Genomic DNA, 23,157 nt, shown 5'->3' on the forward strand with positions numbered 1-23,157 from the left:
AAAGGATCCACCCTTAGGGGTGGACCTCGTTTTCTGGATAGCTGATCCAATCGGAATAGGATCCCGGATAGAGTCGGACATCATCTTTTCCGAGAGCGTGAAGCGCCAAAATATTGACGCAGGCGGTCACACCGCTACCACAGTAAAAGATGGGGTTCTCAACGGGAAGAACATCTTTATACAGTTCTTTTAAGTCGTGGAAGTCTTCTAACGTCCCGAGTTCTGTAATGGCCTCGGCATAGGAGCAGAGCAATGCGTTCGGAATATGACCTGCTTTTGAGTCGATTGGTTCATGTGACCCGTTGAAGCGATCTTCGGTTCGTGAATCATAGAGTGAGCCGCTCGCAGCAGCTTTCACTTCATCGAGTGTCGCAATCATATGGTCTTGGAAGTCTGGCGTATAGTCGCTTGTCGGATAGTGTGGAACGTCCGTAGTGGTCTCACCGCAATAAGTGATGCCAGATTGGATACCGCCTTCTAACACAACGACCCGTTCGTGACCGGCCCATTTGAAGAGCCACCATGCACGGGCTGCGAAGGGGAAGCCGTCATCGTAAATGATGACCAAATCTTCTTTTTTCAAGCCGATGCGACGAAGTGTTGCCGTCCATGCTTCTTTCGAAGGGAGCGGATGCCGTCCGCCGTGTTCGCCGAGCGGACCGGACAAGTCTTCCATCAAATCGAGAAAGACAGCGTTCGGAAGATGTCCCTTTCGGTAGACATATTTACCATAGGACGCGTCGTTTAGCGAATATCGGCAATCGATGAAACGAATCGAGTTCGTATGCACGATTTGTTTTAATTCTTGGGCACGCATTGTTGGAAACATTAATATCACCTCGAGGTTTCGTTACTCTCATCGTATACAAGATGGAAGCAATTGGCGAGTACTTCGATTGAATTTTTTGAGGGTGAAAGGGGAATGAATCATGACATGGCAACAAACGTATGACCGTTGGAATCAATTCGAAGGGCTCGAGCCGCATTTACGTGCGGAACTCGAAGAACTCGCAAAAGATGAGACCACGTTAGAAGATGCATTTTATAAGACGCTTGAGTTCGGAACAGGCGGGATGCGTGGAGAAATCGGGCCGGGTGCAAACCGAATGAACGTCTATACGATTCGAAAAGCGTCACAAGGATTTGCTGATTTTATCTCAGCATCAGGGGAAGAGGCGAAACGTCATGGCGTCGTCATCGCCCATGACTCACGTCATTTTTCGCCCGAGTTTGCGTTAGAAGCGGCGCGGACATTGGCATCAAACGGAATCAAGACGTATTTGTTCCCAAGTTTGCGAGCCACACCTGAACTGTCGTTTGCCGTTCGTCATTTAAATGCGTTCGGTGGCATCGTGATCACGGCGAGCCATAACCCACCGGAATATAACGGATTCAAGGTATATGGGGCAGACGGAGGACAGCTTCCACCAGCGGAAGCGGATGAACTCGTGACGTATGTCAATGCGATTGAAGACGAGCTGAAAATTGAGATTGAAGATGAAGCGGCGCTCCGACAAACGGGGCTACTCCTCACCGTCGACTCATCAGTCGATGAAGCCTATATGGAGGCACTCCAGTCGATTCGGATTCATCATGACGTACAGGACAGCCCGCTTCGGATTGTCTATTCGCCACTCCACGGGACGGGACGCCGTCCGGTCATGGAAGGGCTGAAGGCATATGGATTTGAGCACGTGACAATTGTAGAGGAGCAGGCAGAGCCAGATGGTGCGTTCCCGACTGTCAGTTATCCGAACCCGGAAGAAAAGGCTGCATTTAAATTAGCAATGGAATACGGGGACCGGGTCGAGGCTGATTTGCTCATGGCGACGGACCCGGATGCAGACCGTGTCGGCTTAACCGTGCGCGGACGGGACGGGGAATGGTTCGTCTTGACCGGTAACCAAACGGGTGCGCTATTAATGGAATATATCCTGTCGCAAAAGAGTGAGACAGGTACGTTACCTTCGAATGGGTTTGTCGCCAAGACGATCGTCACGTCTGAACTCGGTGCTGCGATTGCAAAAGCGTACGGGGTACATCTCGAAAATACGTTGACTGGATTCAAGTTCATCGGTGAGAAGATCAAACAATATGAAGAATCAGGCGAATATGAATTCCTCTTTGGGTATGAAGAAAGCTACGGCTATTTGATTGGAGACTTCTGTCGTGATAAAGATGCCGTTCAGGCTTGTTTACTCGCAGCCGAGATGGCAGCTTATCATAAGCAACACGGTCGGACGCTTTATGATGCGCTGCAGTCGATTTACGAGAAGTATGGATTCTACGAAGAGTCCTTGCAGTCGATGACGTTAAAAGGAAAAGCTGGTCTCGAGCAAATCGGACGGATGATGGAAGCGTTCCGTGCCAATCCACCAAAAGAAGTCGGTGGATATGAAGTCGTTCGTTTTGAAGACTATAAGAAACAAGTGGCGACCGACTTACAGTCCGGTAAATCGGAAACGATTGAATTGCCATCATCAAACGTCTTGAAATTCGTCTTTGCGGACGGTTCGTGGTTCTGTCTTCGTCCATCTGGAACCGAGCCGAAAATCAAGTTTTATTTCAGTGTGCATGCGGATCGTGCCGAGAAGACGACCGCAAAACGTGAAGCGATTGAAGCGGATGTTATGAAACAAGCGAAAGCGATTGATTGATCAGGAACATCACTCTAGAAATAGAGTGATGTTTTTTGTTTGACATGAAGACATCGCGCCAGTATGATGAGGATATTGTTTAAAACCGTGTAATCATATAAGGATTATAGGAAAGGCGGAATTATTATGAAAAAGACATTAACGAGCGTACTCGCAATCGGAGCTTCAGTCGGGCTTCTCGCAGCATGCGGTAACGAAACAGACAGTGGAGCGGACGAAGCGGTCATCACGGTCGGAACAGAAGCGACATACCCACCATTCACGTACAAAGAAAAAGGTGAATTGACTGGATATGACATCGACGTCTTGAACGAAGCGGCAGAACGTGCCGGTTATAAAGTGGAATACGAAGCAATGGACTTCAAAGGACTTGTCCCGGCACTCGACGCTGAACGCATCGACATGATTGCCAACCAAATGAGCATCACAAAGGAACGTAAAGAGAACTATGCATTCTCTGACCCGTACGCGGTGTCAGGAGCTCAAGTCATCGTTGGTTCAGACAACAATGACATCCAAGGGATCGACGATCTTGACGGAAAAGTAGTCGGATCGACACAAGGTTCTGCTTATGCACAAATGGCTGAAGAAGCTGGCGCTGAAGTGAAATTCTACAAAGGTGCGAACCAAGTCCTTCAAGACCTCGAAGTCGGTCGTTTGGACGCGGCCCTCAACGACCGTCTCTTCATCTTGACGGAACTTGAAAAAACAGGTTATGACGTCAAAGCAGTCGGTGATATCTTCAACACAAGTGAAGCTGGATTCATGACACGTCAAGATAGCGACGTGCTTGACAAGTTGAACGACGCGCTCACAGAGATGAAAGAAGACGGCACGATGAAAGAAATCGGTGAGAAGTACTTCGGTGAGGATATCAGTCAATGAATGAACTGATCACGACCGTCATAGAGAACCGCTCGGCCTATCTTGAAGCCATCCAGCTCACGTTGATCGCCAGTGCCCTGTCGATTCTTCTCGCCTTGGCGCTCGGTCTGATCATCGCTTTACTTCATAGTAGTCCGATTAAAATCGTACGATTGTTCACACGGACGTACATTTCGTTCTTCCGTGGAACACCGCTCTTACTTCAATTGTTAATCTTATATGTTGGGCTCACCGGGTTCGTTCAACTCAGTGGGATGCAGTCGCTCATCTTTGGATTAGGCTTCCACTTCGCAGCCTATATCTCAGAAGCGTTCCGAGCAGCCATCAACTCGGTCGACAAAGGACAAGTGGAGGCGAGTGTCGCGCTCGGCATTCCGAAAATGAAACGTTTCAAAGACATCATTTTCCCACAGGCACTCTCACGTGCCATCCCACCTGTCTCGAACTCGGTCATCGACATCATCAAGTCGACATCCCTCGGGACGGTCATCGCGGTTCAGGAGTTGACGTACGTATCTGACCAGATTGCGGCGAGGACGTATTTAGTCATGCCGTTGCTCTTGTTCTCGGCGTCGATTTACTGGATTTTATCGACCTTGATCCAAGCCGGTCAACACAAACTCGAACAGCGTTACGCGATTCGATAAGAAAAACCTCGATTCAGACGAATCGAGGTTTTTTGTATACCTTAACGGATGACTGCTTCAGTTTCTCCGTCGAAGAAGTGTGCTTTTGTCATATCGAGTGCGAGTTCGACATCGTCACCCATGTGGATGTTTGAGCGACCGTCAACGCGTGCTGTGAACTGTTGTCCACCGAGTTCAGCGTAGAGGTAAGACTCAGAACCCATGAGCTCAGCGACATCGATGTGCGCTTTGAACGTGTGTGTCGTTGGTGAGTCGATGTAGATTGGCTCATCGTGGATTGATTCCGGACGAATTCCGAGGACGAGCTCTTTTCCGACATAGCCACGATCACGAAGCGTCTTCATTTTCCCTTCTGGTACGTTGACTTCTTCACCGTTCGTGATGAATTTGCCTTCTGCGAGTGTACCGCGGAAGAAGTTCATCGATGGTGAACCGATGAAGCCGGCGACGAAGATGTTGTCTGGATGATCATATACTTCTTTCGGCGAACCGACTTGTTGAATGATTCCGTCTTTCAAGATGACGATCCGTGTAGCGAGTGTCATCGCTTCCGTTTGGTCATGGGTAACGTAAATCGTCGTTGTGTCCAAGCGGTTGTGGAGTTGAATGATCTCTTTACGCATTTGTACACGGAGTTTCGCATCCAAGTTTGAGAGTGGCTCATCCATCAAGAAGACTTTTGCGTCACGGACGATTGCACGACCGATGGCAACACGCTGACGTTGTCCACCTGAGAGCGCTTTTGGTTTACGCTCGAGGTATTCTTCCAAACCGAGAATGCGGGCAGCGTCTTTTACGCGACGATCGATCTCGTCTTTCGGGAACTTACGGAGCTTCAACCCGAACGCCATGTTGTCGTAGACGCTCATGTGCGGATAGAGTGCGTAGTTTTGGAAGACCATGGCGATATCACGATCTTTAGGAGCGACATCGTTCATTCGTTTCCCGTCAATGAGAAAGTCACCGTTTGAAATCTCTTCAAGTCCTGCGATCATACGAAGTGTCGTCGATTTTCCGCAACCAGACGGTCCGACAAAGACGATGAACTCACGGTCTTTGATATGCAAGTTGAAATCGCTGACGGCCTTTACGCCACCATCGTAAATTTTATCAATGTGTTCTAAACGAATTTCTGCCATGTCGTTAGCCTCCTAAAGAATCTATGTGTATATAATAGCGCTTACAAGAATGATTATATGATGAAACCGTTTGCATTGAATATGGACAAGTTGCACAAAAACCGTTAATCGGATTTGTGCAACATGACCATGAGTTGAAGGAGGCTAGCGTCATAGAACGTTCGAGCATCGTAACCGGTCGTCTCAAACAGGCGATCGAGCCGATAATTTAGCGTGTTTCGATGCATGAACAGTGCTTTGGCGGTGTGGGAGACATTTAACGAGTGACGAAACAACGCCTCTAATAGTTCGATCGTCGACAAATCGAGCATTTGCATCAGCGGCGCAGTGAGGTGCATCCGCTCTTTTGAGTCCTGTTGTAGTAAATAATGGTATAATAATTGACTAGCAGGGTAAGTTTTAGTAGACATACGTGCGTATGGCATGAGCAATTGATGTTGACGATACACATGGGCAAGCGAACCTTGTGGACGTTCGCTATAGACAGCATATGCCTCGATGAAACAGTCACTCGCAATGGCGCGCAATACGTCCTCAAACTCCTGAAGATCGACGAATGGGCTTTGCTCAATTAGCTCGATATGTCGTGTCGACATCAAGATGACCTCGGCATGCGGCATAAAGTCACGGACGATATTGACGAAGGATTCGAACGATTCTTCTTCTGCTTCTTGGAGAGAAAGAGAGATGAGCCGAAACGGTTGCTCAAAACGAAACGTCTCATCTTGAAGTGTTGCTTGCCATTTTCGTTGATGGGGGTCTGATTGAAGGATTGGCGTCGCCCACATCGCCAACAGCTTTTGTTCGCGTTCGCTCAATTCGAACGCGGGGAGTCCGAATAGGGTACCATCTTGCGTCTCGAACCAATCAAGGTCACCAGATGCATCTTCCGACCGATGGACAGCAGTCGGAAAAATCGATTTAATACGATCAAACGTATTCAATACTATCACCTCAACAACAATGTATCATATTTCAGATCGGAGGCTTGCAGTTTGGACGGGTTATTAAAGATTTTACTCATGATATTGATTGGGGCGACCATCGGGGGCGTGACCAACTTTCTCGCCATCAAGATGTTGTTCCGACCACATGAACCGAAATACATCGGTTCATTCCGGATTCCTTTTACACCAGGACTCATTCCGAAACGTCGAGATGAACTGGCATCTAGTCTAGGGAAGACGGTCGTCAAACACTTATTGACACCAGAGGGTATGCGGAAGCGATTGCTAGATGACCAAGTGACGACGCATATTACGCACTTTGCGCAACAAGAGGTTCAGACGATGTTACGCTCGGATAAGACGGTTCGAGAGTTATTGGAACCTCTCTATCCGAACGCAGAGGCACGATTCCTCACGTTAGCAGATGACAAACTACGTGACGAGCTATCGAACGTCATGGCTGAAGTGAAAGAACGAAAGCTGTTTGAGTTACTTGGAGAAGAAGGGATGGACCGTGTACGAGTGGTCATTCCTGAAGTCGTAGAGGCGCTTCTCGTCAAATCAGAGGAATATTTCTATTCTCCTGAAGGTGAGGCGCAACTTCGTCACATGGTTGACTCGTTCGTCCAGCGTCGTCTCGGATTTATCGCAGGGTTCATTCAAAACATGAACTTTGTCGAGATGGTTCGACCTGAAATCGTCAACATCTTACGTGGTCAATCGACCCGTGACGGAATGACGACGATGATCACGCGTGAATTTGAGCGATTCAGTGAGAAGACGGTCGATACACTGATCGATGACCGACTCGAAGCACGACTCATCGATGGCATCACAGACCAAGTTGTATCTCGTTTGCCAATCGGACAATTATTGGATCGTCCGGTCTCGTCGTATACACAGTCCGTCGAATCCCGCATTGTCGACGAACTCGTTCCACAAGGTGTCACGCTTGTCATTGAGCGCTTCACGAATCAAATGGAGACAATCATGGACCGATTGAAGATTGATAAGATTGTGCAAGAGCAGGTCCAATCACTCGACACGTCGTACCTCGAAGAGATCGTCTTATCGATCTCGAAACGAGAGTTCCGGGCAATAACATGGCTTGGTGCGCTGTTAGGTGGTATGATTGGGTTGATTCAAGGGTTGATTGCCATCTTGTGATGGCTTAACCCTAATAGCATTTAGGAGGACGTTACATGTCACAAACAAACTTGTACGACCAAGCTTACCAATTGGAGAAAGCACTTCGCGATTCTGAAGAGTTCACAACACTCTCTTCTTTATACGATCGTGTCAATGCGGATGCGGAAGCGAACCAGTTGTTCGCTGACTTCCGTAACATCCAAATGACGCTTCAACAAAAGCAGATGCAAGGAGAGGAAATCTCTGAGCAGGAAATGATGGATGCGCAAACGAAAATGATGAACGTTCAACAGAACGAATTGATCATGGAGCTCATGCAAGAAGAGCAACGCATGCACCAACTCGTTACAGAAGTGACGAAAATCATCATGAAACCACTCGAGGAGCTTTATGCCCCGATGGTGAACGAAAACGAAGTTCAATAACAAATGATGTGCGGATGGCTTTCGAGCCATCCGCAGCTTGTTGACTAACATGAATCTTATCGCTCGCCTGTCCGGCGCCCACGCTTTCCTCAGGCAATCCCGGAGCCGCATCGCGACCTAGGTCGCTGCTGGGTCTCCGTCGGATTGCTTTCCTGTAGGAGTCGGGGCGCCGTCGGGCGAGCAACGCAAACGGTCGTCATCTGGCGGCCGTTTGTCTTTTTCTAAGACCACGACGGCCGAAGAAAAAGCTCGATACTTACTTCGAATCGATGTATCAGGGGAAAGGGAAGGTAAACGCCGCGCCCGCCCGTCATCGATCCCGAGATCATCCGCCTCGGCCCGCCGTTCAACATCCGTTCCGTTCGTCAGACCGTGAAGGATGGATCGTGTCGACTTGTTGATCATCAGATCCGCCCCTGTGTGTTCTTCTCACATCATTATATGGGTGAAGGACAAAAGGTGACCAAGAACGGGCAGGCGAGACTCCTGAGGGAATAGCAAGCAAAGGGAGACCCAGCAGTGACGCAGTCGCGATGCGGCTCCCTGCTTGCCCCTAGAAAAGCGAGCCGTGTCCGGGTTGGGCATATAAAAGACATTAGACCTATACTTTGTCTACAGTCTGCAGATGGCTATTGAGCCATCCGTTTTTTTGTTGATGAGATTGTCACACGCCTTAAGTAAGCGTTTACATAAAGTGGGTTATAATGAAGTTGTGACAATAGCGAAAGGGTGAATCAGCATGATTACGGTGATAATCCTTTTAGGGATGATTTTCTTTTTCATAGCAGGATGGTTACGGGCGGACTTAGTGGCCTTGATTGGACTCGTTTGCCTCGTGCTCACACAGCAATTGACGCCGGGTGAAGCGATGGCTGGTTTCTCCAATCCGGTCGTCTTGATGATTGCTGGACTGTTCGTGGTCGGAGCGGGATTGTTTCATTCTGGTCTGGCGGAACGGATGGCTTCTTTACTTATTCCATACGCGGGAGGGAATGCGACGCGTTTATTCTATCTGTTTATGTTGACGGTGACGCTCTTGTCGAGTGTCATGTCCAATACGGGTACCGTCGCTTTGCTCATTCCTGTTGTGATGGTAATGGCACGAAAAATCCAACAGTCTACAGATTCTTATCTCATGCCACTCGCCTTTTTTTCTAGCATTGGTGGAACGATGACACTGATTGGGACTCCTCCCAATCTCGTTGCGGCAGAAGCGCTCCGTGGCATCACAGATGAACCGCTCGGATTCTTTTCATTGTTTCCAATTGGTCTGGTCGTGATGGTGATTGGATTGATCTATTTCCGGCTAATCGGGAACCGCTTACTCGATCAAGGTGGGGCGAAACAGTGGTCGAAAACGGAGGTGAGTGAGCCATTGCGTCCAAACGTCTATGTGATGTCGATTCCAAAGAGTCATCCGTTAATTGGGAAACAGTTACGTGACCTTCCATGGTCTCATGAAGGGGTTATAGTCTTGAAGGAACGAGTTCATGGACGACACCATCATGAGACGGCTTATGCGGACACCGTACTACGTCCCGGGGAATTACTTGTCAGCGGTGAGGAACGGCACGTTCGGAACTTTTCTGAAAAAGAACAGATTCCATTTGAACCGATTGAGGCCACCCGTGTAGATGATCAAACCGGAGGGGTTCTCCTGTTCACGGTCCCAGGGGTGAGTCGATTAATCGGGAAGCGGATCGGTGAGAGTCAGTTACGTAATCAATTTCATGTCAATGTCTTAAAAGTCATCCGACCACAAGAAGAGATTGCACACGTGCGATTGAAAGACACCCCACTGAAACAAGGAGACATGTTGATGGTACAGGGGACATGGGATGATTTAGAGCGGATGGAACGAGAGACACATGACCTGTTATCAAATGAACGGGTGACCGAGGTAGCCAATCGAGTCGTATCGGGGCGTCATCAGCTTGCAGCAGGCATCATCATGCTCATGTTGTTGCTCATGTTCATATTCGAATGGGTCGATCCGACCGTTGCCGTATGGATGGCTGCGCTAGCGATGGTGTTGAGTGGGGCCGTCCGACAGATGGACGTCGCCTATCAATCTATTCAATGGTCCTCGCTCGTCTTGATTGCGGCCATGATCCCGGTAGGAACGGCGCTTGAAAAGGCGGGAATCATGGGATGGGTCGTTGAATGGATTGAAAGGACGTTTGCCGACTTTGGTCCGATATGGGTACTCGTCGTCTTATTCGTCTCGACCATGCTCCTTAGTCAAATCATCTCGAATACAGCGACCGCTATTTTGTTTGTCCCCTTAGCGATTGCACTCGCCGAATCGATGACTGTCAGTCCGGTTCCATTCGTCGTTGCGGTCGCCATCTCGGCATCACTCGCTTTTATGACCCCGTTCGGATCTCCGACAAATGCGATGGTCTTTAGTATCGGCAACTATCGGTTCATGGATTTTATCAAAGTCGGTGTGCCGTTGCAACTCATCACGGGAATCGTAGGAATTTTGATGATTCTCATACTCTTCCCCTTTTGAATAGGAGGTTTGGGGACAAGTATCGAAAATAGAGGAATCAGCAGATGAAAGGGGGACGATGATGAAAAAATGGATGATTGTATTCTTCTGCCTGTTTCTTGTTGCGTGTGGGAAAGAGATGGAAACCGAATCAGAACCGGAGATGACGCAGAGCGGGAAGGTGGCCGAAGCGTATCTCGAGGAGCAACAGTACTCGATCGTTTCTTTTGAAGGAGAGCATACGAGTACTTTAACCTTAGAGGAACTGGCAGAGGATCGTGAACGGAACGTTTGGGGACTACAAACCGTATCACCGGATGAATACGTGGGTAAGACCATCTACTACGAAAACTTTACGGTGAAAGATCATCCGATTGGTGAGCAATCTCCCGCCGGTCAGACTGCTGTCTCGGTAATGATTGTGGATGGAAAGGTCATCGGCGGGACATCATTCCCCGTGACAGACGGATCAGGTTTAGGGAACGGGTATAGTTTGAGCGGAGAATCGCTTGAGGATATTCACCCCGATCTTCAAGAATGGCAGGATGCGTGGAATGAAAAATATGGTGAATGAAAAAGTAGACCAAGACAATCATTGTCCTGGTCTACTTTTGTTAAGATGCCGTCCCTTTCAATTTACCCGGTAATTTGCAACGCTCGAAGTAGATGAGTTGCCCCCGTCGTACGATACGTGCCCCTTTATGCTCATGTCCAGCAGCACGAAGCATGTCGAGTCCTTGTTGTTTGGCCGACTGATCGTCGTTCGCTTCGAACATTTCATTCAATACGAGCGTGCCATCATTTTCAAATCCTGTCACCGTGTATGTTTCCATCCACACGACCCCCTTTTCTTTATTTTAATGAATGGTCATTCATTCTTCAAGAGAAGGTTTTGTCAGTTCGTCGAATGTCAGCTGTCGTGTCGATTCAGCTCGGGGAATCAAATCGGATACGGTCAGTCCGATCAAGCGGACGGGCTCGGTGACGTTCATCTCGTCGAAAAGACGTCTGGCAAGTCGTCTAATCTCATCATGGTCATGCGTCGGGTGGTTTAATTTGATTTGATGACTCCGAGCCTGAAACTCGCTCGTCTTTATTTTGATGGTGACCGTTTGACAGCTCAAGTCGCGGCGATCGAGCTGACGCAATACGTCCTCCATCTCCGGGATGACCCGTTCGAACACTTCTTCCGGGTCATCGATATCAAATGCAAACGTCGTTTCTGACCCAATCGACTTACGCTCTCGCGTGGCCACGACAGGACGCGTATCACGTCCGTGTGCCAGTTCATACAGTTGTTGCCCACGATCATGTCCAAAGATGGCTTTCAGTTGCTCAGGACGAGTTTGTTGAAGGTCACCGATCGTATGATAACCACTTTTATAAAGCGTTTGGGCGGTCACTTTTCCGACGCCATGCATGGCTTCGATGGAGAGGGGAGCGAGAAAGGTTGCCACTTCATCGAGCGGAACGACCGTGAGTCCATTTGGTTTCTCAAATCCTGAAGCGATTTTCGCGACAAACTTTGACGGTGCGACTCCGGCAGACGCGGTGAGACCGGTGCGACGCTTAATTTCGCCTAAGATATACCGGGCGATAAAGGGTCCAGATGTGCTCAATAACGAATTCTCTGTCACATCGAGATAAGCCTCATCGAGCGAGAGTGGTTCGACGAGCGGCGTGACCGACTTAAAAATCTCCATCACTTGTGCGCTGACTTGTCGATAGGCCTGAAACCGTGGTTTGACAAACGTCGCATGGGGACACAAGGCAAAAGCGCGACGTGATGACATCGCGCTGTGTACGCCGTATTTCCTCGCCTCATAGGAACATGTCGCAACGACCCCGCGGCTGTGGGGTGGGCCTCCTACGATGACGGGCTTTCCTCGTAAGTTAGGCCGGTCACGCTGCTCGACAGAGGCATAAAATGCGTCCATGTCCACATGAATGATGAGTCGTTCCATAACATCACCTTTCTTGTGTGAATCACTTTTCTTTCATTATACCGAACTTTTGTTCGTTTTTTGAGATTTTTGTTTTGACCGATGTTTCGTTGAAGTCGTCTGATTCGGAAACTGTAGCAATGACCCGATCCAATTCTTCCGTTTCAGCCACACATGGATGATGAGGGTGAAGAGAAGAATCATGAGCCAGGCGAATCCATATCCAAGCGGCCATTCCAGTTCAGGCATGTTTTTAAAGTTCATTCCCCAAACCGCACCGAATGCAACGACGGGAGTCGTCAGCGCGGTGAAGACGGTTAGCGCCTTCATGATTTCGTTCCCTCGGAAGTTTGACAGGGTGGAGGCGAGGTCTGTCATCGCAATCACGTCTTCTTGATAATGATTGATGAGTGTCAGCAATCGACTGACTCGATAATCGGCAAGCTGATACGACTTCAACTGCTGTAAATCGATCGTTAAAAAAGCCTCTCGTCCCGCCATGACAAGCTCCTTATATGGGGTGACCGTATCGGACCACCGTTCGATCTCACTTCGAAGACCAAAAATCTCATTCATGAACGTAGCGGGAACTTGTCCCGTCATTTCACGCTGAGCGGCCATCAATCGTTCTTCAAATTCATCGATGCCATGAAAGTAGTTGTTCATCCGTTCGGCAAGCAACTCATAAAACGCCTCGATCGGAGAATCACATTGTTTGGCGAGAACGGACTCATGGTGCAAATCATCAAAGCCGATTGTCCACAAAAAATCAGGTCCAATGAAGTAGTGTCCAATTTTTTGTGGCTCCCGTTCTAACTGTTCATAGTCGAGCGTGAGTGAACCATACATATATCCATTCTCGACGACAATCTTCGTCACATTCGAGGTCGTCAATTGTTCAAGCCAATACGTATAGGCTCGAGCATATTGCTGATCAACATGCACATAATCTTCCGGTCGTGTATACCAATCCCATTCCATCATCCATACCTCCAATTCACTATATTGATAGTATTCCCAAATTGTCAGGAATGTTGGCATCTGTCGCAAACTTTCGTTAAGATGAAAGTACTGAACAAGAGAGAGGTGCTTTCATTGACGACAAAAATCGGTCAGCTCAAAGTGGGCGACACGCTAGACCAATATGTCATGATCAAACAATCGTATAAGGGACTTGCCGGGAACGGAAAACCTTATTTAACATTAATCCTTTGCGACGAGAGTGGTGAAATCGAAACGAAATTATGGGATAGTGCCGATACTGAGAAGTATGCGACGAAAAAAATCGTCCATGCGGCCGGTGAAGTGATGGACTATCGCGGGCGCACCCAGTTGAAACTAAAACAAATTTCGATCATCGAGCAGGAAATAGACATCGCACCGTACGTCCGATCGGCTCCGATTCCGAAGTCAGAGCTCGAGACGACGATTCGTGGATTCATCACGTCACTTCAACACGATGAGATTCGCCGTCTTGTCGAGGAAGTCGTCAATCGTCATGAAGAGGCATACTTCACGTATCCGGCTGCCGTTCGACATCATCACGCGGTCTATTCAGGACTGGCATTTCATGTGATGTCGATGTTGAAGCTCGCGGATACGATGTGTGAACTGTATCCATCCTTGAATCGTGATCTTTTGATTGCGGGTGTGATTTTGCATGATTTGGCGAAAGTCATCGAATTGTCTGATGCGATTACGCCAGAATACACACTCGAAGGAAAATTACTCGGTCATTTGTCACTCATGGCATCGGAGCTTGAAGTCGTGTCACGGGAACTGGGTACGGACCGTGAAGTGACGACACTGTTGCAACATCTCGTCTTAAGCCATCACGGGAAGCCGGAATGGGGCTCTGCGAATACGCCACAGTTGCCTGAAGCGGAGATGTTATTCTTTATTGATAACATTGATGCGCGCATGAATATGTTTGAGAAAGCGTATGAAGGGGTCGAGCCGGGGACATTCACGGAGCGTGTCATGGCACTCGATAACCGTGCCTTCTATCGCCCGAATCTATAATAGATGATCAACGAAAAAGGGGTACTCCATTGCTGGAGTGCCCCTTTGTGATTACTGTTCAGTTGATTCGGCTGCAGGTTCTTCTGAAGACTCGTCTGCGTTTTTAATCGCTTCTTTAACAGCGTCAAATTGTTGTTCTGCTTTTGCATCTTTTACGTCAACGTTGTATTTTTCAATCAACTCAGCGTAAATTTTGTTCGCATCGACAGAAGCTGATTTTTCAGCTGCCAATTCTTCACGAATGCGATCTTTCTCGTCTTCGAGTTTCAAGTCTTTCTCTTTACGGTCTGTCACTTTGATGACATGGAAACCGAACTGAGATTGAACCGGTTCAGAGATTTTACCAACGACATCTTCTTTGAATGCGTACTCTTCGAATTCAGGTACCATCTTACCAGCAGAGAAGAAACCGAGTTCTCCACCTTGTTCTCCTGAACCAGCATCCGTTGATTTTTCTTTCGCAAGTTCAGCGAAGTCTGCACCGTCATTCAACTCTTTGATGATGTCTTGTGCCTCTTCTTCAGTTTCAACGAGGATGTGGCTAGCTTCCACTTCCACGTTCTCTTTTGCGAATTGTGCTTCGATTTCTTCATCGGTCACATCGACAAGTTTCGATTTCGCAGCGTCAACGAGCATTTGTCCGCGAAGCGCTTCTTTAAACTCTTCCGTACCGCTCATACCGGCTTGTTGAATCGCTTGTTCGAACTCTTCTTCTGAGTTGAACTGTTCTTCTGTCTTGCTGAACTCTTCGTCTACTTTTTCTTGGTCGACTTGGTCACCGTATTCTTTTTCAAGAAGTGCATTCATCGTCTCTTGGAATGCGAGTTGTGGCACCATGCGATCATAGCTCATATCCGCGATTTCACCGCGTGTGATTTCGCCGCCTTTATATGTGACGACTGCTGAATTATCTGACTCTCCGCCGCCTGCGTTCGTTGCCGCATACGTACCGCCAGCACCGATGATGAGTGCGATTGCAGATGCACCCACGAGTGCGCCAGTTGAGAATTTTTTATCTTGCTTTTTTGGTTCGTTCGTCATTCCGTTTGACATGTATTCCACCCCTAATAATTCTTTAAAGTTTCTAAGTCCGACTATATCACATTTTCCTAATCATGACAGCTGTTCTCTTGTCTGTACAGTATCATAGCACACAATCCTGTCGTATAATGATGAAATAGAATGTGAAATGATGGGGTGAGGGAAGTGTCACTAGAGGAGAAGGTCGAGCATTTAGCCTATCAGATGAAGATCTTACTCGAGATTGTCGATTGGACAGACCGTCCGTTCGAATATGAAGTGATTCGAGCGAATTTGACGAAACAAGAAGTCGAGTCATTTTATCAATTGCTTGAGGAGATTCGGGCGCAGCAAAACGAGCAATTGCGCTACGGATATACGTCCATAGAACCATTGCTCGTCCATTTTGCAGGTATGTTAGATGTGAGACTTGACGTCAAAACGATTCTTGAGGCATGCGTCCGACAAGGAATCGCATTAGACGTCACAGAACCACTTTATCGGCAGGTCAGGCTTCTTGACTGAGTTCATCCTCATCAGGGCGTCTGCCTGCCTCTTCTGTGATCATTTTTGACGTTTCCGCAAAGATATCCATAAAGTTATCCCCATACAAGCGACGTACGATAGCCGTCATATCTGTTAAGTCAGGGAACTTTCCATATAGTTCTTGAAGCGGAAGGGAAGCGTGGAATACGCCGTTTCCTTCTGGGTCGAATGCGTGAATCGTTTCGAGTAATAACGATTCGCCTTCAGGTGTCAATTGAACGTACGTGTTTCGTTTGTCCGTCTCTTTTTTAGAAAACGTAAGTAATCCACGATCTTCTAACTTCTTCGAGAAGTTGAAAGCAGTCGAGACGTGCATGACGCCATATTTCGCAATTTCTGAAATCGATGCACCGCCTAAAGCGTGGGCAATCCATAAGATGTGATGTTCATTGATATTTAAGTCGAACGGTTTGATCCAGTTTTGCCAGTCTTTTTCGACGGTTTTCCACAAAGCCTTACTCAATTGAATGATTTTGTGGCTATAGAGCATGGCCTCAGGGCCAGTGAATTCTTTTTCGTGTTCCATCTCGATCCATCCTTTCCGGATAAAAAGTCAAATGTAATCGACGGACGATGACCTCAAACACTCACTGTGTTTGATTGACGGTTTTGTCAGTCATAGCAGACTGTACGTTCGAGAGTTCCTGAAGGTTCCCTTGGATGCGCTCGACTGAAGGCTGAATGTCTTGTTGATAGCGTTCGACTTCGGCTTTCACTTGGTCAGTCAATTCTTTTCCTTGCAGTTTTCCTGCGGCGGCAACCTGCGATGCATGTTTCGCCACATTCCCAAATTGTTCTTTTAGCGTAGTGATTGTAGATGCTCGATGTTGTTGAGCAGCGGCATCATTTGCAGTTCCTCGCGCCAGTTTCTTCACCGTGGCGACTCCTAAAAATGCTAAAACAAAGCCGAAAGCAATCCAATCTCGACGTTGGCGACTCGACAATTCATTCCCCTCCTCAAGCTCGGATAATCAGAATTACATTCTTTTCATATTATTTTACCAAAAAAGAGTGATTAAAAACCTATATCGCAAATAAAATTTTTCAGAACATTCATTTTTGACCGAAAAATCATTTTATTTTAAAATACAGGTAAAGGAAGGTGATCCTCAGTGGAGAAAGCGAAGCGTTGGGTAGATGACATGCTTGACCTGTATCTCGCTGCGAAACGACTGGGAGATGACACTTGGGCCGAATCCATTATGAATACACTAGAGGCGGGATACGAGGCGTCGAAGCAAACGGAACAGGCACGTGAAGAATCGATGCGAGAAAAGCGGATGTTTGAAATAGATGCCCGTCTAACAGAATTACGAAAAGAATTTGAACAAGCGACATCTGTCAAGACGCGTCAACAGTTATATGAAGTGGCAATCAAGCTTCAGGTCGAGCGGGCGCAACTAGAAGAGGAACGAAAACGCCATCGTGACTCAATCAATCAATCATAAAAGAGACCCGTCGATGACGGGTCTCTTTCTGTTTATACGTGGGCATGAATATTTGATGCAAGGGTAGTGAGTTCTTCTGACGTGAAAGCGTCGTTTTGTGTAATCCACTTCGCACCGAATCCATCTTCGTGTCCAAAGCGCGGAATTAAATGGATATGGAAGTGATACACCGTTTGTCCGGCAACTTCCTCGGCATTCGATAAGACGTTCATTCCGATGGCACCCGTTTCACGTTGAATCGCTTTGGCGATGGTAGGGACGCGTTTGAAGACGTCTGCTGCCACGTCTTCTGGCAATTCATATACGTTTTTCGCATGATGTTTCGGGATGACGAGCGTATGTCCTTTCGTCACTTGAGAGAGGTCGAGGAAAGCGACGACCGCTTCGTCTTCATATACCCGATAAGATGGGATTTCTTGTTTCGCGATTTTACAAAAGATACAGGTCGGATCTGTGTGCATCTTCATTCCTCCATTCTTAAATGTCGTTTCTGTTCCATCATAACACGGAAGTTCGGGCGCAAGAACGATAGGAAGCGAGATGGATTCCCTCTATAATAGAAGATAAGTGAGAGCAAAGGAGGTGAGCACATGCCATATACGAGAAGTAGAAAAAAAGAACGGAGTCCGAAAGTCTTTCTGTTGATATCTAGTTTAACGATTTTAGTTGGAGCCATTGTTTTCTATATATATGCATACAAGCCGGCGGCAGAACAAGATAAAATTCACGTCGCGTTCAAAGAGGCCTTATTAGAAGAAGACCGTACCTTTTTTGAAGAAAAAGTCGAATATCTTGGAGAACCTTTATCGCGAGCGGAGGCTCTGCGATTCATGGGGTGGTTGAACGCTGAAAAGTCCATTCGAGGAGAGGCCATCGCAGAAGTTGCGAAAGACCGGGCCGACCGAACATCGGGAATGGAGGCGGACGGATTATTTCGTTTGATCGATACGGGGGAAGGGCGATATGGCTTTTCTGACTATCGGATTGAACTACTCCCACAACAAATTGATGTGACCTCGGACGTCCCATTGACGAATATTTGGATTGATGGGCAACAGGTAGGACGGATTGATGAAGCCGATGATACGTTATCGTTTGAACAGATGCCGGGACAATATGATGTCAAAGCGGTAGCGGTGACAAATGGAGAGACGGTCACGGAAACCGAAACGATTCAATTGATATCTTCTAAATCCATTGAGTATGCGCTTATGCCTGAATCGAACGAAGCCATTGCCGGACAATTTAATTTGAAGCGGGCTGAGTTGATTGAAATTGAAGTGGAGGCGCAAACGGGTCATTCACTCGAAACGGTCGATTCGTTAATTGGACAGTCGAGTCAGCAGGTTCAAGAAACGCTTGGTGAATCAGCTGGAAAGCGTGAAGGAAAATGGGACTATGAGCGATTGACTGTCACGTTTAAAGATGAGGAAGTGGAATCGATTCAGGTCGACCTCGATAAACGACCGGATGATTTGATTGCCCTCCTCGGTGAACCGAAAACGAAATCGGAACACGCGCTCGGAACAGAGTGGGATTACGGTCAATCGTTCTTCGAATCATTCTTTACGTTCTTTGGTCTTGAAACCGAAAAACAGTTTATCGAAAAGAACGACACGATGTATTTATTGATCCAATGAAAAAAGAGGGACATTCCGTAATGGAAGCCCCTCCGATACATAATCTTATTTTTTACGCATTGATTTCATAACGAATGATACAATCAAGATCAAAATAATCGCACCGATTAGAGCCGGGATAATCGCGATATCCGCAACGATTGGTCCGAAGTCACCAAAGATAAGTCCACCCAACCATGCACCGATAATCCCCGCGATGATGTTACCAATGATTCCACCTGGTACGTCCTTACCTAAAATCAATCCTGCTAACCAACCGATGATACCCCCGATAATCAAATAAAGAATAAACCCCATAAATCATTCTCCTTCCTCTGTTTTCCCATTGTTCTTTACAACGATTTTGTGGAACAATGGAAGTATTGATGTTTTATTTTAAAATGCCTTACAGTTCAGATTATTCCCATGTGACAACATTTAAAACATATACCACGAAAAAAAGATGAAAATGAAAGGTGTGGTTTTCATGCTGCACGTCGATCGATTGAACGGCGGATATTTCGGTAAACAAGTTTTGCATGACATTTCGTTTGAAGTAAAAAAAGGGGAACTCGTCGGGTTGATAGGGCTAAACGGAGCTGGAAAGTCGACGACAATCAAACACATTTTAGGATTATTGTCACCCCTCTCCGGAAAAATCGAAATTGATGGCGAAACATTAGATTCTTCCGAAAAGAATTATCGTAAGAAAGTGAGTTACATACCGGAGACACCGATTTTGTATGAAACGTTAACGTTGCAAGAACATATTGAATTGATGGGGAAGGCGTACGATGTGAATCCAGACGAGTTGGCTGCGCGCACGAAACGTTTGGCGAAAGTAATGCGGATGGAAAAGCAACTCGCCTGGTTCCCTTCCGTCTTTTCAAAAGGGATGCGTCAAAAAGCGATGATCTTGTGTGCGCTCGTGACGAAAACGCCGCTCTTGATTGTTGATGAACCATTTGTTGGTCTAGACCCACTAGCCATTCGTCAGTTGCTTCAATTATTTGATGAATATAAACAAGATTGCGCGATTTTAATGTCCACCCATATCCTTGAGACGGCGGAGCGGCACTGCGACCGATTCGTCTTCCTTCATCAAGGAGTCGTCATCGCGAGCGGAACAGCGGCCGAGTTGCGCAACGTGTATCGATTGTCGCCTGATGCGACACTTGATGATATATATGTAGAAGCAATCGCTTCGGAGGAACGGTCGTCATGAATCGATTTACAGCAAGGTTCGGAACCTGGATGGAAGAGGTCGTCAAGTACAGCCGCTACGTTGCGAACGGGGGACTGTTGTTCACGCTCTATTTCACCTTGATTTACGGGGCGTTCGTCTACAATAACTTCTTAGAACGAATCGATGGGACATTCCCAGGAACGTGGATTGCCGCGGGGGTCCTATTGCTCATGCCACTCGGTCATCGCCCGCGAACGTTCATTCAAGAGGCGGATCAAGTATTTTTGCTTCCGGAGTTAGGGGATATTCGTTCTTATATGGTGGGGGTACGTTTATTTAATCTCGTGTTTGCTGCATTGCGTGGATTGCTCGTCCTTCTCGTTTTACTACCGCTCCTCGTACGGACAGAGAGTTATACGAGTATCGAAGTGTTATCCGTCGTCGTGACGATGGTCATGTTGTCAGCTGCAGGTCGTTTGGCAAAAGTGGAAGGCGTACGTGAATGGACAATCCTACCGTTTGCGCTCGTGAGCGGCGCTTGTCTTTTAATGGATTGGACAGCGTGGGCATGGGTGCCCGCGTTCATGCCGTTCATTTTCTTACATGTGAAACGAAACGAGCGCATCCCACTCTTACACTGGTTGGTGCTTGAGGAGAAGAGTCGGGCTCAGTTTGAACGAGTGATCAGCTGGTTCGTCGATTTGCCGACCTTGAAAGAAGAGGTTCGAGAGCGCCGGGTGTTGACGCGGCTTCTAGAAAATCGGGTCCTACGGCGCGTAGATGCATCGCGTTACGTGTACGGACTTCGCATTCTCCGTTCGAACGACTCACTTGATTTGATTCTTCGCTTGACAGTGGTGGCGCTCATTGTCATGTGGATGTCGGGAGGATGGTACGTCGGATTGGTCACGCCGCTCTTCGTAGGCTTGACCGCGTTGCAGCTCGTTCCGTTATTTAAACGGTTAGAGGCGGTTTCCATCGTTTCCTGGCTTCCAATCACACGCGATGAGCGAATCGCAGGGTATTCGTGGTGGGCGATGCGACTGCTCGTCATCCAGTCCGTCGTTCTTGCGATTGCATCCATCGCTTTTGGTGCCACATGGGATGCGGCGGTCGGATTGGTCTTGTCTGTCATGGTCACACGCTATTACTTGAATCGATTGAAATAAAAAGAAGGACATCCCGCACAGGATGTCCTTCTCACGTGAGTAGATTATTTTTTAGGTGACATGACCGATACGCTCGAACCGAGAATCTTCGGGAGGCGTCCTGGTTTCTCAGTCGTTTCTTCGACTTCACCGTATGCCGATACACCATGTTCTGCGATGTCGAGGCCGACATCTTCTTGTTCTTCTGTGACACGGAGTCCGATTGTGACATCGAGAAGTTTCAAGAAGGCGTAACTTCCACCGCCGGCGATGACCATCGCGATCAACACACCGAGTGTCTGTACACCGAGCTGTGTCAATCCGCCACCGTAGAAGAGTCCGGCAGAACCGATCCCTGTGATCTCAACGAGTCGAGGCGATGCGAAGAAGCCGAGTGCGAGTGTTCCGATGATTCCAGCGACTCCGTGTACGGAGAAGGCGCAGAGCGGGTCATCCACATACTTCGCCATCAAGATGCTCGTTCCATATGTTGCAACCGATGCGAGTGCCCCGATGACGACGGCTGCCCACGGTTCGACGAACGCACATGCTGCCGTGATGGCGACGAGCGCCCCGAGTACTCCGTTGACGATTGTCGGGATATCTGCCGTCTTCCGATGGAGCATGACGATGGTCAGAGCACCGAGCGCACCAGCTGCTGTGGCGAGCATCGTTGTCAATGCGACGTAACCGAAGAATCCGTCAGCGACCGACATTGTCGAACCGGCGTTAAAGCCGAACCAGCAAAGCCAAAGGACGAGACCGCCCACGACTGTTAACACATGGTTATGACCAGCGAGTGATTCCGTTTTACGACGTGGTTTCAAAATGATTGTTGCCATGAGAGCCGCCATCCCACCTTGAAGGTGAACGACCGCCGAACCTGCGAAGTCTTGCATCCCCATTGATCCGAGCATTCCACCAGCCCATACTGAGCGAGCGACGATTGGATAGAGGATGGCAACGAAGAAGATACCGAACAGAACGTAGGCAGAAAGCTTAGCCCGTTCTGCAAATCCACCCCACGCGATGGCGAGAGAAACTGCAACGAATGATAACTGGAATAAGAACTTGATGTCGATTGAGACGTTCGCCCAGTCGAGGCTTGTGAACGATCCGCTTAAGAAGAATCCTTCTGTCCCAAACCAAGTTGTCCCGTCACCGAACGAGAGGCCGAACCCGACCGCCCAAAAAGCGAGTGCCGCCACAGAGAGGCTGATAATTTGTTTGACCGCGACGTGACCGGCGTTCTTCGCCCGAAGCGTCCCTGTCTCGAGTAATCCGAAACCTAATTGCATCGTCAATACGAGCAATGCAGCGATGAGTACATACAGCGTGTCCATATAATAGAGAATGTCTTCCATGTTCATGCCCTCCTTTTTCTTAGGTGCTTTCCAAAAGTTGACTTCAGTGTAAAACGAAAAATTCATGCTGGATTGCATTTTGTCAGATTATCTGACATAGTTTTTTTATTAAGGAGGCGAGGCTGAATGGACTATAAATCGAAGAAAGTAATCGGGATGGGTGTCGTGACTGAGTTGACGGGACTTTCAGAGCGTCAAATTCGGTATTATGAAGAAAAAGGTCTCGTCTTTCCGGAACGTACAAAAGGTGGTTCACGTAAATATTCTTTCCATGACGTGGAACGTTTAGTCGAAGTGGCGACCAAACTAGAAGATGGATGGCGAATTCAAGATATTAAAGAACGAGAACGACGATTGTCGGCGAAACAGCGGGATGATTTGATTCGGGGTCAGTTGAATTCAGCCTTCCGAACATTTCCGACAAAAAAATGACACAAAGAAAACACAATGAAAATGCTTCACATTAGCATAATTCTAATTAATTTCTGTATAATGTTTTTGAGTTCACAAACACGAGA

The 23,157-nt window shown here is 47.7% G+C and carries 27 protein-coding genes; 14 read left to right on the top strand and 13 right to left on the bottom strand.

From position 1 onward, the window contains the following. Positions 1 to 13: 13 nt before the first annotated feature. Positions 14 to 829, bottom strand: coding sequence for a sulfurtransferase (locus BV910_RS03870; RefSeq protein ID WP_078146404.1), 816 nt, complete (start codon positions 827 to 829; stop codon positions 14 to 16). A 100-nt stretch (positions 830 to 929) separates the two neighbouring features. Between BV910_RS03870 and BV910_RS03875 the strand changes: the two genes are divergently transcribed. The 3 genes from BV910_RS03875 (at position 930) to BV910_RS03885 (ending at position 4,189) form a co-directional block, all read left to right on the top strand. Further along, on the top strand, positions 930 to 2,657 hold the full coding sequence (locus BV910_RS03875) for a phospho-sugar mutase (RefSeq protein WP_078146405.1): 1,728 nt from the start codon (positions 930 to 932) through the stop codon (positions 2,655 to 2,657). Between the two features lie 126 nt (positions 2,658 to 2,783). Beyond that, on the top strand, positions 2,784 to 3,542 hold the full coding sequence (locus BV910_RS03880) for a transporter substrate-binding domain-containing protein (RefSeq protein WP_078146406.1): 759 nt from the start codon (positions 2,784 to 2,786) through the stop codon (positions 3,540 to 3,542). Continuing rightward, complete coding sequence (locus BV910_RS03885; protein WP_078146407.1) at positions 3,539 to 4,189, top strand: amino acid ABC transporter permease; 651 nt, start codon at positions 3,539 to 3,541, stop codon at positions 4,187 to 4,189. Before BV910_RS03880 ends, BV910_RS03885 begins: the two co-directional genes overlap by 4 nt. A 41-nt stretch (positions 4,190 to 4,230) precedes the next feature. Here the strand turns inward: BV910_RS03885 and BV910_RS03890 are convergent, their stop codons facing one another. After that, on the bottom strand, positions 4,231 to 5,328 hold the full coding sequence (locus tag BV910_RS03890) for an ABC transporter ATP-binding protein (RefSeq protein WP_078146408.1): 1,098 nt from the start codon (positions 5,326 to 5,328) through the stop codon (positions 4,231 to 4,233). A 104-nt stretch (positions 5,329 to 5,432) separates the two neighbouring features. Continuing rightward, entirely contained in the window at positions 5,433 to 6,281 is an 849-nt protein-coding gene (locus BV910_RS03895; RefSeq protein ID WP_240499789.1) for a PucR family transcriptional regulator, read from the bottom strand. A 42-nt stretch (positions 6,282 to 6,323) separates the two neighbouring features. On the opposite strand from BV910_RS03895, the gene BV910_RS03900 reads away from it, so the two are divergent. Next, a complete protein-coding gene (locus tag BV910_RS03900) occupies positions 6,324 to 7,442 on the top strand; it encodes a DUF445 domain-containing protein (protein WP_078146410.1) in 1,119 nt (372 codons plus the stop codon). A 35-nt stretch (positions 7,443 to 7,477) separates the two neighbouring features. Continuing rightward, complete coding sequence (locus BV910_RS03905; RefSeq protein WP_015880924.1) at positions 7,478 to 7,849, top strand: YlbF family regulator; 372 nt, start codon at positions 7,478 to 7,480, stop codon at positions 7,847 to 7,849. 117 nt (positions 7,850 to 7,966) lie between these two features. Here BV910_RS03905 and BV910_RS03910 read toward each other — a convergent pair whose 3' ends face one another. Then, entirely contained in the window at positions 7,967 to 8,254 is a 288-nt protein-coding gene (locus tag BV910_RS03910; RefSeq protein WP_078146411.1) for a hypothetical protein, read from the bottom strand. Between the two features lie 334 nt (positions 8,255 to 8,588). Here BV910_RS03910 and BV910_RS03915 point away from each other — a divergent pair, with 334 nt between their 5' ends. Then, complete coding sequence (locus BV910_RS03915; RefSeq protein ID WP_078146412.1) at positions 8,589 to 10,364, top strand: SLC13 family permease; 1,776 nt, start codon at positions 8,589 to 8,591, stop codon at positions 10,362 to 10,364. Between the two features lie 61 nt (positions 10,365 to 10,425). Then, the gene (locus BV910_RS03920) at positions 10,426 to 10,917 is read left to right on the top strand and encodes a hypothetical protein (protein ID WP_078146413.1); all 492 of its coding nucleotides are present in this window, start codon (positions 10,426 to 10,428) and stop codon (positions 10,915 to 10,917) included. A gap of 40 nt (positions 10,918 to 10,957) precedes the next feature. Here the strand turns inward: BV910_RS03920 and BV910_RS03925 are convergent, their stop codons facing one another. The 3 genes from BV910_RS03925 to BV910_RS03935 are packed head-to-tail and all read right to left on the bottom strand — an operon-like array spanning position 10,958 to position 13,267. After that, positions 10,958 to 11,176, bottom strand: coding sequence for a YhzD family protein (locus BV910_RS03925; protein WP_078146414.1), 219 nt, complete (start codon positions 11,174 to 11,176; stop codon positions 10,958 to 10,960). A 39-nt stretch (positions 11,177 to 11,215) separates the two neighbouring features. Next, positions 11,216 to 12,307 carry a DNA polymerase IV gene (gene dinB / locus BV910_RS03930; protein WP_078146415.1) on the bottom strand — a complete coding sequence of 364 codons (1,092 nt, stop codon included), beginning with the start codon at positions 12,305 to 12,307 and terminating at the stop codon, positions 11,216 to 11,218. A 36-nt stretch (positions 12,308 to 12,343) separates the two neighbouring features. Beyond that, on the bottom strand, positions 12,344 to 13,267 hold the full coding sequence (locus tag BV910_RS03935) for a magnesium transporter CorA family protein (protein WP_168169833.1): 924 nt from the start codon (positions 13,265 to 13,267) through the stop codon (positions 12,344 to 12,346). 81 nt (positions 13,268 to 13,348) lie between these two features. On the opposite strand from BV910_RS03935, the gene BV910_RS03940 reads away from it, so the two are divergent. Further along, entirely contained in the window at positions 13,349 to 14,308 is a 960-nt protein-coding gene (locus tag BV910_RS03940; protein WP_078146417.1) for an HD domain-containing protein, read from the top strand. Between the two features lie 51 nt (positions 14,309 to 14,359). On the opposite strand, the gene BV910_RS03945 is transcribed toward BV910_RS03940, so the two are convergent. Beyond that, complete coding sequence (locus tag BV910_RS03945) at positions 14,360 to 15,361, bottom strand: peptidylprolyl isomerase (RefSeq protein WP_078146418.1); 1,002 nt, start codon at positions 15,359 to 15,361, stop codon at positions 14,360 to 14,362. A gap of 153 nt (positions 15,362 to 15,514) precedes the next feature. On the opposite strand from BV910_RS03945, the gene BV910_RS03950 reads away from it, so the two are divergent. Continuing rightward, positions 15,515 to 15,853 (top strand): DUF1878 family protein, encoded by a 339-nt coding sequence (locus BV910_RS03950; RefSeq protein WP_237708238.1) that lies wholly within the window; start codon positions 15,515 to 15,517, stop codon positions 15,851 to 15,853. Here the strand turns inward: BV910_RS03950 and BV910_RS03955 are convergent. Further along, the gene (locus BV910_RS03955; protein WP_078146419.1) at positions 15,837 to 16,400 is read right to left on the bottom strand and encodes an HTH-type transcriptional regulator Hpr; all 564 of its coding nucleotides are present in this window, start codon (positions 16,398 to 16,400) and stop codon (positions 15,837 to 15,839) included. The two genes, BV910_RS03950 and BV910_RS03955, sit on opposite strands and share 17 nt — an antisense overlap. A gap of 61 nt (positions 16,401 to 16,461) precedes the next feature. Then, the gene (locus BV910_RS03960; protein ID WP_015880934.1) at positions 16,462 to 16,818 is read right to left on the bottom strand and encodes a hypothetical protein; all 357 of its coding nucleotides are present in this window, start codon (positions 16,816 to 16,818) and stop codon (positions 16,462 to 16,464) included. Positions 16,819 to 16,986: 168 nt separating this feature from the next. Between BV910_RS03960 and BV910_RS03965 the strand changes: the two genes are divergently transcribed. Further along, positions 16,987 to 17,322, top strand: a complete 336-nt coding sequence (locus BV910_RS03965) for a hypothetical protein (RefSeq protein WP_078146420.1) — start codon at positions 16,987 to 16,989, stop codon at positions 17,320 to 17,322. A gap of 32 nt (positions 17,323 to 17,354) precedes the next feature. On the opposite strand, the gene BV910_RS03970 is transcribed toward BV910_RS03965, so the two are convergent. Further along, entirely contained in the window at positions 17,355 to 17,783 is a 429-nt protein-coding gene (locus BV910_RS03970) for an HIT family protein (RefSeq protein ID WP_015880936.1), read from the bottom strand. A 129-nt stretch (positions 17,784 to 17,912) separates the two neighbouring features. On the opposite strand from BV910_RS03970, the gene BV910_RS03975 reads away from it, so the two are divergent. After that, positions 17,913 to 18,962, top strand: coding sequence for a hypothetical protein (locus BV910_RS03975; RefSeq protein WP_078146421.1), 1,050 nt, complete (start codon positions 17,913 to 17,915; stop codon positions 18,960 to 18,962). Between the two features lie 45 nt (positions 18,963 to 19,007). Here the strand turns inward: BV910_RS03975 and BV910_RS03980 are convergent, their stop codons facing one another. Then, positions 19,008 to 19,259: a GlsB/YeaQ/YmgE family stress response membrane protein gene (locus BV910_RS03980; protein WP_031421191.1), complete on the bottom strand. Its 252-nt coding sequence runs from the start codon at positions 19,257 to 19,259 to the stop codon at positions 19,008 to 19,010. 169 nt (positions 19,260 to 19,428) lie between these two features. On the opposite strand from BV910_RS03980, the gene BV910_RS03985 reads away from it, so the two are divergent. Both BV910_RS03985 and BV910_RS03990 read left to right on the top strand, forming a co-directional pair. Then, positions 19,429 to 20,166, top strand: coding sequence for an ABC transporter ATP-binding protein (locus BV910_RS03985; protein WP_078146422.1), 738 nt, complete (start codon positions 19,429 to 19,431; stop codon positions 20,164 to 20,166). Then, the gene (locus BV910_RS03990) at positions 20,163 to 21,296 is read left to right on the top strand and encodes an ABC transporter permease (protein WP_078146423.1); all 1,134 of its coding nucleotides are present in this window, start codon (positions 20,163 to 20,165) and stop codon (positions 21,294 to 21,296) included. Before BV910_RS03985 ends, BV910_RS03990 begins: the two co-directional genes overlap by 4 nt. 44 nt (positions 21,297 to 21,340) lie before the next feature. On the opposite strand, the gene BV910_RS03995 is transcribed toward BV910_RS03990, so the two are convergent. After that, a complete protein-coding gene (locus BV910_RS03995) occupies positions 21,341 to 22,645 on the bottom strand; it encodes an ammonium transporter (protein ID WP_240499790.1) in 1,305 nt (434 codons plus the stop codon). A 120-nt stretch (positions 22,646 to 22,765) separates the two neighbouring features. Between BV910_RS03995 and BV910_RS04000 the strand changes: the two genes are divergently transcribed. Next, positions 22,766 to 23,071, top strand: coding sequence for a MerR family transcriptional regulator (locus BV910_RS04000; RefSeq protein WP_015880942.1), 306 nt, complete (start codon positions 22,766 to 22,768; stop codon positions 23,069 to 23,071). Positions 23,072 to 23,157 lie beyond the last annotated feature (86 nt).

This window comes from Exiguobacterium sp. HVEsp1, from assembly GCF_002009685.1.
Lineage (GTDB): Bacteria > Bacillota > Bacilli > Exiguobacteriales > Exiguobacteriaceae > Exiguobacterium > Exiguobacterium profundum.